Raw genomic sequence first — 15,013 nt, 5'->3', positions numbered from 1 at the left:
CTACCGGTCGAGCAGGTCTCCTGCGGCGGAGCGCTGGAGCTTGCCGGACGGGGTTTTCGGCAACGTGCCCGGCGCGACCACGACCACCGACGACGGCCGGGCCCCGACCGCGTCGAGGATCTTCGCGGCGACGTTCTTGCGAAGGTCGCGATCGGCCTGCTCGTCGCCAGCGGATCGGGATTCCACGATCACGGCGAAACGCTCCCGCCTGCTGCCCGCCTCGATCCGGACGGCCACGGCGTTGCCCGCCCGCACACCGTCGACCTCGTCCGCGGCGCGTTCGACATCGACCGGGTACAGGTTCCGGCCGCCCATGATGATGACGTCCTTGCGGCGCCCGCAGATCACGACCTGCCCGTCGGCGAGATACCCGTCGTCGCCGGTGAGCAGCCAGCCCTCGTCGTCCTGCGCGGCGAGCGGGCCGTCCACCGTGAGGTAGCCGGGAGTCACCGCCGCGCCCCGGATCCGCAGTTCACCCACCTCCCGCTCGGTCAGGACCGTGCCCTCGTCGTCGACGGCGGAGACCTCGATGCCGGGCAGTCCTTTCCCGAGCAGCGGGAACTGCCGGGTGGACCGCGAGCCGGGCTCGGCCGGGACCGCCGCACGCCGGTGTTCGAGCGCTTCCGCGTCGACGGTGTCGACCTCGAGTCCGCGATCGAGGTCGGCGAACGAAACGGCCAGCGTCGCCTCGGCCATGCCGAACGCGCACACCACACAACTCGGGTCGAGCCCGAACCGGACCCCGGCGTCGGTGAACGTGGCGACGGCCTTCGGGTCGATCGGTTCGGCGCCGTTGAGCGCGAACCGCAGCCGCGACAGGTCGAGGGAGCCGTCGTCCATCGAGGACAGTCGACGTCCGGTGATCGCGTAGGCGAAGTTCGGTGCGGCGGTCACGGTGGCGCCGTGTGAGCTGACGAGTTCCATCCACAGCGTCGGTGCGGCGAGGAAGTCCGCGGGAGTGACCTTGACCGTCTCCAGGCCGGTAGCCATCGGCACGGTCAGACAGCCCACCATCCCCATGTCGTGGAACAGCGGCAGCCACGACACGAGGACGTCCTCCTCGGGGCGCAACCGTGCCGCCTCGACCATCGCGAGCATGTTCGCGTGCAGGTTGCCGTGGGTGATGTGTACCGCCTTCGGCTCCGCGGTCGAACCGCTGGTGAGCTGGAGCAGCGCTGTCGTGTCCGCCTCCGCGGGAACAGGCACGGGCAACGGCTCGCCACCGCCGAGTTCGGTGAGCTGCCGGTAGGCGACGTCGTGTTCGTCGAGGACCGGCGCGACGTCGTCGAACGGCGGCCCGAGCAACACCAGCCGCGCGTCGACCATGTCGAGCACCCGCAGCGTGTCGGCGGCCCAGCGATTCAAGTCGGTGCGCGGCGTGGGCTGGTGCAGCATCGTGACGCTGCCTCCCGCCAGCCACACCGCCTGCACGGCCGGGGCGACCAACGCGGGGTCGGCGGCGAGAACGGCGACTGCGTCGCCGGGACGCACCCGCGGCTGCCCGTCGCGCAGAGCGCCCGCGAACGCGCGAGCTTCGGCGTGGACCTGTCCCCACGTGCGTCGGCGCGGCTCGGCAGGCTCGCCGGTGGTCAGGCCGCGCGCTCCGGCTCCCTCGTTGTCCCGCGCCGCCGCGACGAGTGCGTCCACGAAAAGGCTCACCCACACAGCCTACGTGCACTGGGTCACATTTCACGGCCGCGGGGCGGGTGCGTCGGAGCGTTTCACCCTGCTCAGGCTGAGTACGTGAGAGGCGTGCCCTACGGGCACAACTGCCAGTTCCACAATGCTTTCTCAGTCCTCGATGGACTCCACCAGCCAAGCGCCGAGCCGTCAGTCCAGCTGGTCGGCGAGCTCCATCCACCGCGTCTCGAGGTCGTCCTTCTCGCTCTGCAAGGCGCGAAGATCCGCGTTGAGCTCCTGGAGACGTTCCGGTTCGGTCGCCGCCTCCGCGAGACGCACGTGCATGTCGTCCTCTCGTTTGCCGATCTTGTCGAGCTGCCGTTCGAGTTTGGACAGTTCCTTGCGAGCGGCCCGTTCCTGAGCACCGGACAAGCCCTGCTCCGATGCCTTCGCAGCGACCCCGCCCGCCTGCTTGCCGAGCGAACCCGACTCGGCTTCCAGCAGGGACAGGCGTCGCGTCAGATACTCGTCGATCCCACCGGGCAAATCCGTCACGCGGCCGTCACCGAACAGCGCCACCACCGTGTCACACACCCGCTCCACCAGGTACCGGTCGTGCGAGACGACCACGAGCGTGCCCGGCCAGGTGTCCAGCAGGTCTTCCAGCTGCTGCAACGTGTCGATGTCGAGGTCGTTCGTGGGCTCGTCGAGCACCAGCACGTTCGGCTCGGCCATCAGCAGCCGCGCCAGCTGCAGTCGCCGCTTCTCCCCACCGGAGAGATCGGCGACCGACGTCCATTGCCTGCCCTTGCCGAACCCGAACTTCTCCCCCAGTTGGGACGCCGTCAGCTCGTACTTGCCCAACGTGACCCGCTCGGCGACGTCCTCGATCGCCTCCAGCACCCGCCAGTTCCCCGGCAGATCGTGCAGCTCCTGGCTCAGGTGCGCGAGACGTACCGTCTTGCCCTCGATCCGGCGTCCGGCGTCCGGTCCCCGCTCACCGGCGAGCAGGTTCAGCAGCGTCGTCTTCCCGGAGCCGTTCACGCCGACCACGCCCACTCGGTCACCCGGGCCGATCCGCCAGGTCACACCGTTGAGCAGCGCGCGGTCGCCGATGCTCAGGTCGACGTCCTCCAGCTCGATCACCGTCTTGCCGAGACGCCGCCGGGCGAAGCTGACCAGCTCGACGGTGTCCCTCGCGGGCGGGACGTCGGAGATGAGGGCCTCGGCCGCCTCCACCCGGTAGCGCGGCTTCGACGTGCGGGCCTTCGCGCCGCGCTGCAACCACGCCAGCTCCTTCCGGGCGAGGTTGCGGCGCTTCTCCTCGGCCTGCTGAGCGAGTCGGGCACGTTCGGCTCTCGCGTACACCCAGTCCGCGTAACCGCCTTCGTACTGCTCGACGCGGCCGTCGACGACCTCCCACGTGCGGTTGCAGACCGCGTCCAGGAACCAGCGGTCGTGGGTGACGATCACCAACGCGCAGCGGCGTTCCAGCAGGTGGTCGGCCAGCCACCGCACGCCCTCGACGTCGAGGTGGTTCGTCGGCTCGTCGAGCACGAGCACGTCCAGCTCCCGCACCAGCGCCGCCGCGAGCGCCACGCGACGGCGCTCACCACCGGAGAAGTTCTCCACCGGCGTGTCCAGCCCCAGCCGGGTCATGCCGAGCCCGCCCAGCACCGAGCGCACCTTCGGGTCGGCCGCCCACTCGTGCTCGGCGTCGAAACCGTGCGGGTCGAGCACGGCGTTGCGGACCGTCGAGGCTTCCGGCAGCTCGGTGCGCTGCGTGACGACAGCCAGCCGCAGATCACGGGACTGGCTGACGCGGCCCTCGTCCGGCTTCTCGGTTCCGGAGAGCACCTCCAGCAGCGTCGTCTTCCCACCCCCGTTGAGGCCGACGACCCCGATCCGGTCCGACGCGGCGATGCCGAGGGACACGCCGTCCAGCAGCGGTTTCACTCCGTGGCTGAAGTGCACGGATTCCAGGTTGATCAGGTTGCTCATGATTCCTTTCGGACTCGGCTCGTGCCGCGGCACCGGCCGCACACCGGGAACGAGCAGGCCGGAACGGAGATTCCTTGAGAAGGTGCGCGGAGTGATCTGGGTTGGTGGTTCCGTGGCGGGTCCGCACAGCCAGCGGAGAACCGGACGTCGCACGGTGACTGAACGCCACCCCTCAATCCGCGCAACCTCTTACGCGTGCACCTGAGGCGGCGTGGGCCGGTCGGCGCGCTCATCGCTGAGCACCCGGGCACCGGGAGCGGGCCCTTGGGCCACGCGGACCGTGCGGCACACGCCGGCGCCGGAAAGCTCCGCCGCGACCTTCACCGCCGAATCCGCGTCGGTACACAGGAACGCACAGGTCGGCCCCGAACCGGAGACGATGCCGGCGAGCGCACCGGCGTTCACGCCGGCCCGCAACGTCCGGCGCAGGCCGGGGCGCAACGAGACCGCCGCACACTGCAGGTCGTTGCCCAGCAGCAGGGCGAGCTGGCGCGGATCCCCGGACGCCAGCGCCTCCAGGACCGGCTCGACGTCGCCGACCTGGTTGGCCTTCGGCTCCGCCCGCAGCCGATCGAGCTCGGTGTAGACCGCGGGTGTCTCCAAGCCGTCCCGGTCCAGGGCGATCACCCAGTGGTAAGTGTGCCGCGCCAGCACCGGTACCAGCCGTTCACCGCGCCCGGTGCCCAGTGCGGTCCCGCCCTGCAGCGCGAACGGCACGTCGCTACCGAGCCGCCCGGCGACGTCGGCGAGCTCGTCACGGGGGAGTTCCAGCTTCCACAGGGTGTTCAGCGCCAGTAGCGCCCCCGCCGCGTCCGCGCTCCCCCCGGCCATACCGCCTGCGACCGGAATGCCCTTGTGGAGGGTGACCCGCACGCCCGGCTCCTCCGGATCACGCCCGGCGTGTTCGGCGAGAATGCGCACCGCTTTCCACGCGAGGTTGCTCGGGCCGGTCGGCACCGACTCGGCGCCCTCACCGTGTACCTCGAGGCCGGGCTCGTCGGCGGAGACGACGGTGACGTCGTCGGTCATCGACAGCGCCTGGAAAACCGTCACCAGCTCGTGATAGCCGTCCGGGCGGCTGTCTCCGACGGCGAGGTGCAGGTTCACCTTGGCCGGGACGCGAACGGTGATGGGTGTGGGGACCACGGACAGCACCCATCCAGAGTACGTGTCCTACGGCGTCCCGTGCCTCCCTCGTCCGACGGCACGTCGCTCGCGCGGCTACCGCGCCCCACGTCCGCGCACAGCTCGGCACACAATGCGGACGTGGGGCGCGCTCTCGCGCGAGTTCGTGACGGCGGGAGCAGCGGTCAGGCAGCCGGGACGACCGTCTCCTTCGTGTAGTTCTGCCGGATGAACTCCGCCACCTCCGGAGAGCGCAGCAGCTCGGCGAGCTTGACGACCCGCGGGTCGTCCTTCAGCTGCGGCGTCGTGACCAGCCCGTTGACGTACGGGCTCCCCTCCGCGGACTCGATCGCGACCGGGTTCTTCAAGTTCGCCTTCAACGCGTAGTTCCCGTTGACGATCGCGGCGTCGGCCTCTTCGACGGTCCGGGGCAGCTGGTCCGGGGACAGCGTCGAGAGCTCCAGATTCTTCGGGTTCTCCGCCACGGCCTCCTCGACCCGCGCGCTCTCCGAGACCTCGGGCTTCAACCTCAGAACCCCGTTGTCCGCCAACAGCTTCAAGCCGCGCAACCGGTTCGCCGGATCGTTCGAGAGCGTGACCTTCGCGCCCTGCGGCAGGTCCTGCAGCGACCGGTGCTCCTTCGAGTACACCGCGAGGGGCTCCAGGTGCACCGGCTGCACCCACGCGAACTCGCCACCCTTCTCGGTCCGGTACTCGTCCAGGAAGGGCTGGTGCTGGTAGTAGTTCGCCTCCAGCTCGCCCTGCGTCAGGGCCTCGTTCGGGCGGTTGTAGTCGCTGAACGTCTCGATCTCCAGGTCGAGTCCGGCCCGCTCGGCGAGTTCCTCGTCGACGAACTCGAGGATCTCGCCGTGCGGCTGCGGACTCACCGCCACCCGCAACGGCCCGTTGGGGTCGGAAGCCTGAGCGCCGGTGGAGCACCCGGCGAGCCCGATCGCGGCCGTGGTCAGCAGCGCTGCTGCGATCCGAAAGCGCATGGTTTCGCGCGTCCTTTCGTGAAGACACGCCCGGGTCCCGGGCACGTCGAGCGGACTCCGCATCGCGGTCGCGGCGCGGAGTGAGGGGGAACAGGGAAGACGAAGGCGTGGAGGGTTTGGGGGTTCAGTGGCGGACCCTCACCTCGCGGCCGGCTGCGGGATCGTCGACATCACGTCGACGCTGTCCCCGCCAGTCGCGAGGTGAGAACCCGCCGGTGCCCGGTCTGCGTAGACCGGCAGGAAAACCGTGGGCGCAGTGAGCCCGACCGCAGCCTCGATCCGAGTAACCACTACGTTGTGGCGGCGCGCCGGCGGTCGACGGTTCGGGCAGCGAAGTCGGACAGCAACTGCATGCCCCAGGCGAGCGCACCGAGCGCGACCACCGAGCTGTAGAGCACGCGGTCGTCGTAGCCCTGGTAGCCGTCCTGGATCGCGGTCGTGCCGAGCCCGCCGCCGCCGATCGCACCGGCCATCGCGGCGTAGCCGATCAACGCCACCGCCGTGACGCCGACGGCACCGACCAGCGCCGCCCGCGCCTCACCGAGCAGTACGGTCCACACGATCCGCCACCGGCTCGAGCCGGTGGTGATCGCGGCCTCGACGACGGTGAACCCGACCTCCCGCAGAGCGTTCTGCGTCAACCGCGCGAAGAACGGGATCGCGCCGATCGTCAGCGGCACGATCACCGCCGTGCTACCGATGGACGTGCCGACGAGCAGCCGGGTGAACGAGGCCAGCACCACCAGCAGGACGACGAACGGCACGGAGCGCGTCACGTCGACCACGACACCGAGCACCCGGTTGAGCACCGGGCGCGGCTCCAGCCCGAACGGCGAGGTCAGGTGCAGCAGCACCCCCAGCGGAAGACCGCCGAGCACCGCCAGGATCGTCGACACGACCACCATGTACACCGTTTCACCGGTGGCCGGGCCGATCATTTCGAGAACTTCGAGCCACGGAGTGGAGTCGCTCACGCGGCGACCTCGACCTTCGCCGGCGCGCGGCGCACGTGCGCGTCCCGCTCGATCATCCACTTCAACGCCGACTCGGAGCCCTCACCGGTCAGGCCCACCCGGAACTTCGCGACCGGCGTGTCGCCGAGACGGGTCAGTCCGCCGCCGAGGATGGACAGGTCGATGCCGAACCGGTTCGACGCCTCCGGCAGCAGGGCGCCCACGGCGGCGAAGCCGACGAGGACCACCTCGGCGACGACGTCGTGGCCGCTCACCGACGGCTTGAGCTGCTCAGCCTGGTCGGTCTGCGGCAGCAGCGTGCTGCCGACGTAGCTGCCCGGTTCCGACACCAAGTCGACGACGTTGCCGTGTTCCACCACGCGTCCCCCGTCGAGCACCGCCACATCGTCGGCGATCCGGCGCACCACGGTCATGTCGTGGGTGACGACGAGCACCGTCACACCCAGCTCCGAACGGGCACGGTCGAGAACGGTGAGCACCGAGTCGGTCGTCTGCGGGTCGAGCGCGGAGGTGGGCTCGTCGGCCAGCAGCACCGAGGGCTTGGCCGCCAGCGCCCTGGCGACCGCGACGCGCTGCCGCTGCCCACCGGAGAGCTGGTCCGGGTAGACGGTGGCCTTGTCGGTGAGACCGACGAGGTCGAGCAGCTCACCGACGCGGCTGCGGCGGTCCTGTGGGGAGAGGTTCGCGGCCTCCAGTGGGAGCGCCACGTTGCCCGCAGCGGTGCGCTGCCGCAGCAGCGAGTCGCCCTGCGGCACCACCCCGATCTGGCGGCGCGCCGCACGGAGCTGCTTGCCGTCGAGGGACAGGAGGTCGACGCCGTCGACCCTGATCGAACCCCGGTCCGGCTTGTCCAGCAGCGCGATGCTGCGCGCGAGTGTGGATTTTCCCGCTCCGCTCGGGCCGACGACCCCGCACACGGCGCCCGCCGACACCTCCATCGAGACGTCGTCGAGCGCGACGACGGTCTCGCCGTTCTGTGTGAAGGACTTGGTGATGTTCTCGACTGTGATCACAATCGGCTCCGCATCAGTTCGTGCGGTCGCAGGCGCCCGCTGAGGCGCCCGGGCCGGGGAATGGCTCTAGCAAGGGAAGAAGGGAAACGCGGCCACGATGGCAGCGCGATCGGGCTCGTCTCAGCGACAGCCGGACGTGGTCCGTCGTCCGTGGTCGATCACGCGGCGTTCGGTGAGGTCGAATCCGATCAGGGACTGCGTCTCGCGCAACGCCCACCGGGTCGGGGATTCGCTCGCGCTCACGTTCATCAACACCGCTCACTCCATCGGTCCTGGCGGTAGCACCTACCCGCGAACGGGTGGTTGCTGCGGCGTCGACGAGCCAGATCTCTCGGCCGCTCGGGATGGATTTCTCGAATAGTAGACCCCACTCGACGTCGGCGACGCAAGTTGATCCTTGTCACGTTCCGAGGTTGTTCTGCACGTCACACCCGGCAAGAGCCTCGTTCGAGGCCCCGTGCGACAACCCTCAGTAACTATCGATCTCTCCTGGCCAGCCCCACCGGACCCGCCGCTCCTCGGCCGTCACCCAGGGACCTTGACGAACAACCACACGTATGCGTTCTCCATTCCCCGCACCCCGACCCCCCAACCAGGTGGGGACACCCCAGACCCCCTGTGGACAGCGAGGTGGCAAATTCGCGCGAATTTGCCAGCAGTGGCACTGAGTCGCGGGAGGCCCGTGGGCTCGCCCCGGCCGAACCACAAAGACTGTGAACAGTGCTGGGAGCACCGCGTCCCGCGTCTCGGACTCCATCGAGTGACCACGCCGGGTTGTGGACAACTCCGTCACCTGTGGATGGAGGGGTGGCAAATTCGCGCGAATTTGCCACCCGGCAGGTCAGGGGGTGGCGGCTGCTTCGGCGATGCGGGTGAAGTCGGACACGCGGAGCTGTTCACCGCGAGCACGTGGGTCGACGTCTGCCGCGAGCAGGAGCCGCTCCGCTTCCGCCCCGGAGCCCGCCCAGCTCGACAGCGCCGACCGCAACGTCTTGCGTCGCTGGGCGAACGCGGCGTCGACCACCCGGAACACCTCCGCGCGGGACACCGTCGTCGACGGCGGCGACGTCCGCGTGAACGACACCAGGCCGGAATCCACGTTGGGGACGGGCCAGAACACCGAACGCGACACCGGCCCGACCCGCTGCACCTCGGCGAACCACGCGGCTTTCACGCTCGGCACGCCGTACGTGCGGCCGCCGGGGCCCGCCGACATCCGTTCGGCGACCTCCTGCTGCACCATGACGAGCCCGCACCGCAGCGACGGCAACTCGGCCAGCAGGTGCAGCACGACCGGTACCGCGACGTTGTACGGCAGGTTCGCCACCAACACCGTCGGCGCCGCCGGGCCGAGTTCCTTCGCGCGCACCCGCATCGCGTCCGCCTCGACCACGTGCAGGCGGTCGGCGAGCGAGGGCGCGTGTTCGTGGACCGTGGTCGGCAGCCGCCCGGCGAGGGTCGGGTCGACCTCCACCGCGGTGACCGACCGCGCGGCAGGCAGCAGTGCGAGAGTCAACGACCCGAGTCCCGGACCGACTTCGAGCGCGACATCCTCGGGCCGAACTCCGGAGGCCGTCACGATCCGGCGCACCGTGTTCGCGTCGTGGACGAAGTTCTGCCCCAGCTTCTTCGTCGGGCGCATGCCGAGTTCCCCGGCGAGCCGGCGCACATCGGCCGGGCCGAGCAACCGCACTTTCTCCGCCGACTGCACCCGAGAACAATAACCGGCCCGGTCCCTGACACTGCCGGGGACCGGACCGGAAGCTCGCGAGTCAGCTCAGGCCGAGCTTGGACGAGCACGACGGCCAGGCACCGTAGCCACCGCGGGAGTCTCGGACCTTCGTCGCGATCTCGATCTGCTGCTCACGGCTCGCCTGGTGCGGGTACGCGGCGTACTGATCGCCGCCGAAGGAACTCCAGGTCTGCTGGTCGAACTGGAGACCGCCGTAATAGCCGTTACCGGAATTGGCGGACCAGTTCCCGGTGGACTCGCACTGCGCGAGCTTGTCCCAGACGGTGTTGCCGCCGGCACCGCCGCCGCTGCTCACCGGCGGGGTCTTGGTGCCGACCAGCACGACGCGCTCGCTGGCCTCGCGGACGACCTTCTCGCCGACGATCTCGCGGCCGGTCTCCTCCCCGTTGCGCTCCGACACGCGGGTGAAGACGATCTTCTCGCCGGGAGTGCCCTGCTCCTGGACCTTCTCTTCGCCCTTGAGCATCGAGTCGTCCTCGATCTCCTTGACGGGCGGCTCGATCGGGGTCGTCACGTTGACCACGGAGCTGGTGAGCCGGTCGATCTGGATCGCAGCGCCGTCGACGACCTTCTCGCCGCCGCCGGGGCTGATCGAGTCCTCGGCGCCCAGCGCGAGGTTCTGCTCCTTGACCAGCTCGTCCACCGTGACGGCATTGGTGCTGAGCTCGCGCGGCGCGCCTCCGCCGTCGGTGATCGTGATGTTCTTCTGTGTCTTGACGGCCAGGTTCATGCCGTTCTCGGGAACCGCCATCGAGCGGTCCGCCGAGGTCCACGCACCCTGGTCCGGGATGCCGAGCTGGCGCAGTGCCTGGCCGACGGTGACCGAGCGGACCCACTCCTCGCGGGGTTCGCCGTCGACGGTCATCTTCAGCAGGCGGCCCTGATCCAGGGTGATCGTGTCGCCGTGCTGGATCTCCGACTGCGGCGACGGGCTCACCGCGTCGTGCTTGCCGACGGTGACGCCCTCGTCCTGGAGGACCTCCCCGACGGTGGAGTCGAAGGTGTTGACCTGACGGGTCTCGCCGTCGATCTCGACGGTGACGGACTTGTCCATCGCGGCGGCGGCGCCGCCCCCGCCGGTGAGCGAGAGGATCACGGCGGCGACGGCACCCTTGAGGAAGCGCCGCTTCCAGGTGCTGACGGCCGCGGCGAACTGCGGGGCTTCGTCCTCGTCGGACTCGAACTCCGGGAGCACGAGCGGCGGCAGGACGACCGTCTCGGCGTTGATGAGCCGGATGAGTTCGGCGACGTCGACGTCGGCGCTGGCGAGTAGCTCGTCGGCGTCCGGGCCGAGCGCTTCGAGGACGTCGGCCTCGGTGATGTCGAGCGCATCGGCCGGGACGCCCGAGTGGCCGGTCACCGGGTGCGCTTCCCGGGTGAAAGCCGCGTCGAGGTCGTGGCCCGAGAAGGTGGGCTCCATGACACCGACAGCGGTCGGAGTGTCGGGGTGGGCGACCGGGGAGAACCAGTCCGTCGCCGAGTCGAAGGAATCGGCCCAATAGCCGTGCGTAGGGCTCTCGGGCGTGCCGCGTCCGTTCACAGGGTTCGTTACCTCCGGAAGGCCGAAGGTCGGTGTCCCGTCGGCATGTCCAAGCGTTCGCCGAACGATCCCATGTCGCTCACGAACTCCTCACACACCGTCCAGGCACGACCTTCGTGCTTCGTTTGCATCCGATCCCCGTAGTCCGCGCCGTTGAGCCGCGCTGTGGGTCTCGCGACCACAGCCCGACCTCCCCGACGAAGTTCCGGCGGCGACTAGCGGGTGCAACCCGCCGGCTCCTGCCATGGGGTTACGAGGCCGTGACTGTAGCGTGATCCCGAAGGCGGAGCCAAGAGCCGATCTCCTCGGTGTGACCTGGGTTACACCGCAATGCCGAGCCGGCCGCGACGGTGCGTGACGACCCGGTGATCACCGGAGTGAGCAACCGGTCACATTTCGCCTTGGCAGTAACATCAACGTTCGGCGATCTGTCCTCGGTGGACTTTACTTGACCTGCAACGCGCACATGAGGTTACCGCGAAGACGTCCCGCGGCACGATTCTCATACCGGGAAACACGCGATGGGAAAGCACACCGACCGTGGCCTCGCCGACCACGTCAGAATTACCAGGATCACAACCGAGTACTGCCGATCCGACACGCCGGAGCCTGCCTCGGCCGGACACTCTCGCCGCGAGAGTGTCCGGTGTGCACTGACCACAGTGGCTCAGGTCGGAAGGCCGAGCGTGCTCGCGCAGGCGGGCCAGGCGGAAAACCCGCCACGGTCGTCGCGAACCTTCGTGGCGACGTCGATCTGCTGCGCCTTGGACGCGCGATGCGGGTACGACGCGTACTCGGGACCGCCGTAGTCGCGCCATGTGGGCAGGCTGAACTGCAGGCCGCCGTAGTAGCCGTTTCCGGTGTCGATGGACCAGTTCCCGGTCGACTCGCACCACGCGAGCCGGTCCCACACGCTGCCTGCGACTTTCGCACGCGGTGCCTCGGCAGCCGCCGCGATCGGAGCGCCACCCACCGTGACGAGCGCGACGAGTACGGCGATCCCTGCGGTCCGGAGTGCTGCACTGTGCTCGAGTGCCATGACCGTCCTGACTGTTGTCGCTCCGGGCAGAGGACTCATCAGACGCCTGGGGCTGTTCCGGACCGGAGCATCGTCACTCCGGCACCGCGAACCACACCGGACAACAGGCGATGACCAGCGCTTTTCCGCCGCGTTCTCCCCATCCCGGCTTCCACAGTGGACCGTATTCGGACAGCAGAGCCACGCAACCGGACCCGGTTCGGCGCGCCCCGGCAGGAGAACCGTCGGTGACGGCGGTTCAGCCTGCGACCACCTGATGGAATGGGAACACCCGCGCGGCGTTCGCCGAAGTCGTCACCGCGAGTTCTTCCGCTGTCACGCCACGGAGTTCGGCCAAGTCCCGGAGTGTGTAGTTCGCGCAGTACGGCTCGTTCGGCCGCCCGCGGTACGGGTGTGGCGCGAGGAACGGAGCGTCCGTCTCGACCAGGACCTGATCAGCGGGAGCCTGCTGTGCCGCGGCGCGCAGGCCGCGCGCGTTCGCGTTGCGGAACGTGGCGGTTCCGGCGAAGGACAGGACGAATCCCTGGTCGGCGCAGCGCCGTGCGAAGTCCTCGTCCCCGGAGAAACAATGGAACACCACCGTCTCCGGCGCGCCCTCCTCACCGAGAATGCGCAGGATGTCCTCGTGGGCGTTCCGGTCGTGGATCATCAGCGGCTTGCCGATCCGCTTGGCGAGGTCGATGTGCCAGCGGAACGCCTCCTGCTGATCTGCGGCGGGTGCGTAGTCCCAGTAGTAGTCGAGCCCGGTCTCGCCCACCGCCACGACGCGCTGCTGCTGCGCGAGACGTTCGACCTCACGCTGTTCGGCGTCCCCGAAACCCGTGGTGCGGGTCGGGTGCAGGGCCACCGCGGCGAAAACCCGCTCGTCCCAGCTCGCCGCCTGCACCGCCCAGGCCGCGGACTCGAGGTCGTCGGCAACGGTGACGACCCGGGTCACCCCGGCTGTCGCGGCACGGTCCACGACCTCGACGACCTGCTCGGGCGTCGTCGCGCCGCACGCGTCGAGATGGGTGTGGGCGTCGACGGCAGGCACGGGCAGGGCCTCGGGAACGGGCGGGCGCTCCCGCTTCTCGCGCGAACCCATTTCAGGCCTCGCTACGGATCGGCGCCCAGGCAGGCCCGGTCTCGCCGAGTGCGGAATCGAGCTTCGCGAACAACGGCGTCGGCTTCGCCAACGGGGTGCCGACCTCGACGGCGCGCGACTCCCACCGTGCCTGCTCGGCGGCGTACTCGCCCATGAGCACCGGGTAGGCGTTCCCGGTGTCCGAATCGGACACCTCGTGGATCTCCGGCTGCGCCGCCCACGTTCCCGACCCGCCGAGCAGCTCGTGCACCTTCTGCGCCGAATGCGGCAGGAACGGCGTGAGCAGCGTGTTCGCGTCGGAGACGACCTGCAGTGCCGTGTGCAGCACCGCGTCGCGGCGGTCCGGGTCGTCCTTGAGCTTCCACGGTTCCTGGTCCGAGAGGTACTTGTTGGCCGCCGAGACCACCCGCATCGCTTCCTGTGACGCGGCACGGAACCGGGAGTGCTCGAGGTTACGGCCGACGGTGTCGAACGCGGCCTTGGACAGGCTGGTCAGTTCGGCGTCCGCCGGGTCCGGCCGGGTGGGTGCGGGGACGGCGCCGTTGTTCTTCGCGGCCATCGACACCGCACGGTTGACGAGGTTGCCCCACTCGTTGGCGAGCTCGAAGTTGGTGCGCCGCACGAACTCGTCCCAGGTGAAGTCGGTGTCCTGGTTCTCGGGACCGGCGACCGAGATGAAGTAGCGCAGGGTGTCCGGACCGAATTCCTCGAGGAAGTCGCGGACGTAGATGACGGTGCCGCGCGAGGTCGAGAACTTCGAGCCGCTCATGGTGAGGAACTCGCTGGAGACGATCTCGTCCGGCAGGTTGAGCGCGCCGAACGGGCCCTGCTCCCCGCCCTTGTCTCCGTGGCCGTTGTGCCCCATCAGCAGGGTCGGCCAGATCTGGGCGTGGAAGGTGATGTTGTCCTTGCCCATGAAGTAGTAGCCGCGGGCCGAGGGGTCGGTCCAGAACTGCTGCCACGCGTCCGGCTCGCCGATGCGCTGCGCCCACTCGATGCTCGCGGACAGGTAGCCGATCACCGCGTCGAACCACACGTACAGCCGCTTCATCGGCTGGTCACGCCACCCGTCCAGTGGAATCGGCACACCCCAGTCCAGGTCCCGGCTGATCGGGCGTTGCCGCATGTCCTCGGCGAGGTTCAGGGCGAACTTGAGGACGTTGGGCCGCCAGTCGGTCCTGGTCGACAACCACGTGCCGAGCGCGTCGCTGAACGCGGGCAGGTCGAGGAACAGATGCTCGGTCTCGATGAACTTCGGCGTCTCGCCGTTGACGCGGGAGACGGGGCTGATCAACTCGGTGGGGTCGAGCTGGTTGCCGCAGTTGTCGCACTGGTCGCCGCGAGCCCCGTCGTACGAGCAGATCGGGCAGGTGCCCTCGATGTAGCGGTCCGGCAGGGTCCGTCCGGTGGACGGGCTGACCGCGCCGGTCGTGGTGCGGGGCTGGATGTAACCGTTGCGGTGCAGGGCGAGGAACAGGTCCTGGACGACCCTGTAGTGGTTGCTGGTGGTCGTCCGGGTGAACAGGTCGTAGGACAGGCCCAGGCCCTGCAGGTCCTCGGTGATGAGCCGGTTGTACTTGTCGGCGAGCTGCCGTGGCGTGAGGCCTTCCTTGTCGGCCTGCACCGAGATCGGCGTTCCGTGTTCGTCGGTGCCCGAGACCATGAGGACGTTGCGGCCGGCCATCCGCTGGTAGCGGGAGAAAACGTCCGAAGGCACACCGAAGCCGGAGACGTGGCCGATGTGCCGAGGGCCGTTGGCGTAGGGCCAGGCCACAGCGGTCAACACGGAATCGGTCATGCCCTCAGCCTACTGTCGCGGACCACTTCGTTTCCGCGCAGGGCGGTCGCTCCGCCACCGACGGAAGGGGC

Annotated in this window: 11 protein-coding genes, 2 pseudogenes and 1 riboswitch; all 13 genes and pseudogenes read right to left on the bottom strand. The window is 69.3% G+C overall.

What is annotated here, in order from left to right; genetic code table 11:
- The 13 genes and pseudogenes from GIY23_RS03145 to metG all read right to left on the bottom strand — a co-directional run bounded on the left by GIY23_RS03145 (position 1) and on the right by metG (position 14,942).
- Positions 1-1,659: a fatty acyl-AMP ligase gene (locus tag GIY23_RS03145; RefSeq protein WP_154075292.1), complete on the bottom strand. Its 1,659-nt coding sequence runs from the start codon at positions 1,657-1,659 to the stop codon at positions 1-3.
- Between the two features lie 171 nt (positions 1,660-1,830).
- Positions 1,831-3,621: an ABC-F family ATP-binding cassette domain-containing protein gene (locus GIY23_RS03140; RefSeq protein WP_154075291.1), complete on the bottom strand. Its 1,791-nt coding sequence runs from the start codon at positions 3,619-3,621 to the stop codon at positions 1,831-1,833.
- A 189-nt stretch (positions 3,622-3,810) separates the two neighbouring features.
- Complete coding sequence (locus GIY23_RS03135) at positions 3,811-4,767, bottom strand: 4-(cytidine 5'-diphospho)-2-C-methyl-D-erythritol kinase (protein ID WP_187352121.1); 957 nt, start codon at positions 4,765-4,767, stop codon at positions 3,811-3,813.
- Between the two features lie 164 nt (positions 4,768-4,931).
- On the bottom strand, positions 4,932-5,741 hold the full coding sequence (locus tag GIY23_RS03130; protein ID WP_154075289.1) for a MetQ/NlpA family ABC transporter substrate-binding protein: 810 nt from the start codon (positions 5,739-5,741) through the stop codon (positions 4,932-4,934).
- A 290-nt stretch (positions 5,742-6,031) separates the two neighbouring features.
- Positions 6,032-6,715: a methionine ABC transporter permease gene (locus GIY23_RS03125; RefSeq protein WP_187352004.1), complete on the bottom strand. Its 684-nt coding sequence runs from the start codon at positions 6,713-6,715 to the stop codon at positions 6,032-6,034.
- Positions 6,712-7,128, bottom strand: a complete 417-nt coding sequence (locus tag GIY23_RS23360) for an NIL domain-containing protein (protein ID WP_407646860.1) — start codon at positions 7,126-7,128, stop codon at positions 6,712-6,714. Before GIY23_RS23360 ends, GIY23_RS03125 begins: the two co-directional genes overlap by 4 nt.
- Positions 7,129-7,728: pseudogene (locus tag GIY23_RS23355) on the bottom strand (methionine ABC transporter ATP-binding protein); the annotation flags it as partial.
- Positions 7,729-7,848: 120 nt separating this feature from the next.
- Entirely contained in the window at positions 7,849-7,983 is a 135-nt protein-coding gene (locus GIY23_RS23160; RefSeq protein WP_267313231.1) for a hypothetical protein, read from the bottom strand.
- Positions 7,984-7,988: 5 nt separating this feature from the next.
- Positions 7,989-8,079, bottom strand: a riboswitch (SAM riboswitch).
- 490 nt (positions 8,080-8,569) lie between these two features.
- Positions 8,570-9,370 (bottom strand): 16S rRNA (adenine(1518)-N(6)/adenine(1519)-N(6))-dimethyltransferase RsmA, encoded by an 801-nt coding sequence (gene rsmA, locus GIY23_RS03115; protein WP_222850306.1) that lies wholly within the window; start codon positions 9,368-9,370, stop codon positions 8,570-8,572.
- Between the two features lie 130 nt (positions 9,371-9,500).
- Complete coding sequence (locus tag GIY23_RS03110) at positions 9,501-11,021, bottom strand: resuscitation-promoting factor (protein WP_228717516.1); 1,521 nt, start codon at positions 11,019-11,021, stop codon at positions 9,501-9,503.
- A gap of 667 nt (positions 11,022-11,688) precedes the next feature.
- Positions 11,689-11,940, bottom strand: a pseudogene (locus tag GIY23_RS22900) (transglycosylase family protein); the annotation flags it as partial.
- A gap of 358 nt (positions 11,941-12,298) precedes the next feature.
- The gene (locus tag GIY23_RS03100) at positions 12,299-13,144 is read right to left on the bottom strand and encodes a TatD family hydrolase (protein WP_154075286.1); all 846 of its coding nucleotides are present in this window, start codon (positions 13,142-13,144) and stop codon (positions 12,299-12,301) included.
- A 1-nt stretch (position 13,145) separates the two neighbouring features.
- Positions 13,146-14,942, bottom strand: coding sequence for a methionine--tRNA ligase (metG, locus tag GIY23_RS03095; RefSeq protein WP_187352003.1), 1,797 nt, complete (start codon positions 14,940-14,942; stop codon positions 13,146-13,148).
- Between the last annotated feature and the right edge of the window lie 71 nt (positions 14,943-15,013).

The organism is Allosaccharopolyspora coralli (assembly GCF_009664835.1).
GTDB lineage: Bacteria > Actinomycetota > Actinomycetes > Mycobacteriales > Pseudonocardiaceae > Allosaccharopolyspora > Allosaccharopolyspora coralli.
This window is presented reverse-complemented; position numbering and strand designations above follow the sequence as displayed.

Excerpts from the sequence above, each read along its gene's own strand:
- GIY23_RS03140 (WP_154075291.1), bottom strand. The coding sequence starts at position 3,621 with ATGAGCAACCTGATCAACCTGGAATCCGTGCACTTCAGCCACGGAGTG.
- GIY23_RS03130 (WP_154075289.1), bottom strand. The coding sequence starts at position 5,741 with ATGCGCTTTCGGATCGCAGCAGCGCTGCTGACCACGGCCGCGATCGGG.
- GIY23_RS23360 (WP_407646860.1), bottom strand. The coding sequence starts at position 7,128 with ATGACCGTGGTGCGCCGGATCGCCGACGATGTGGCGGTGCTCGACGGG.
- rsmA (WP_222850306.1), bottom strand. The coding sequence starts at position 9,370 with ATGCGCCCGACGAAGAAGCTGGGGCAGAACTTCGTCCACGACGCGAAC.
- GIY23_RS03100 (WP_154075286.1), bottom strand. The coding sequence starts at position 13,144 with ATGGGTTCGCGCGAGAAGCGGGAGCGCCCGCCCGTTCCCGAGGCCCTG.
- metG (WP_187352003.1), bottom strand. The coding sequence starts at position 14,942 with ATGACCGATTCCGTGTTGACCGCTGTGGCCTGGCCCTACGCCAACGGC.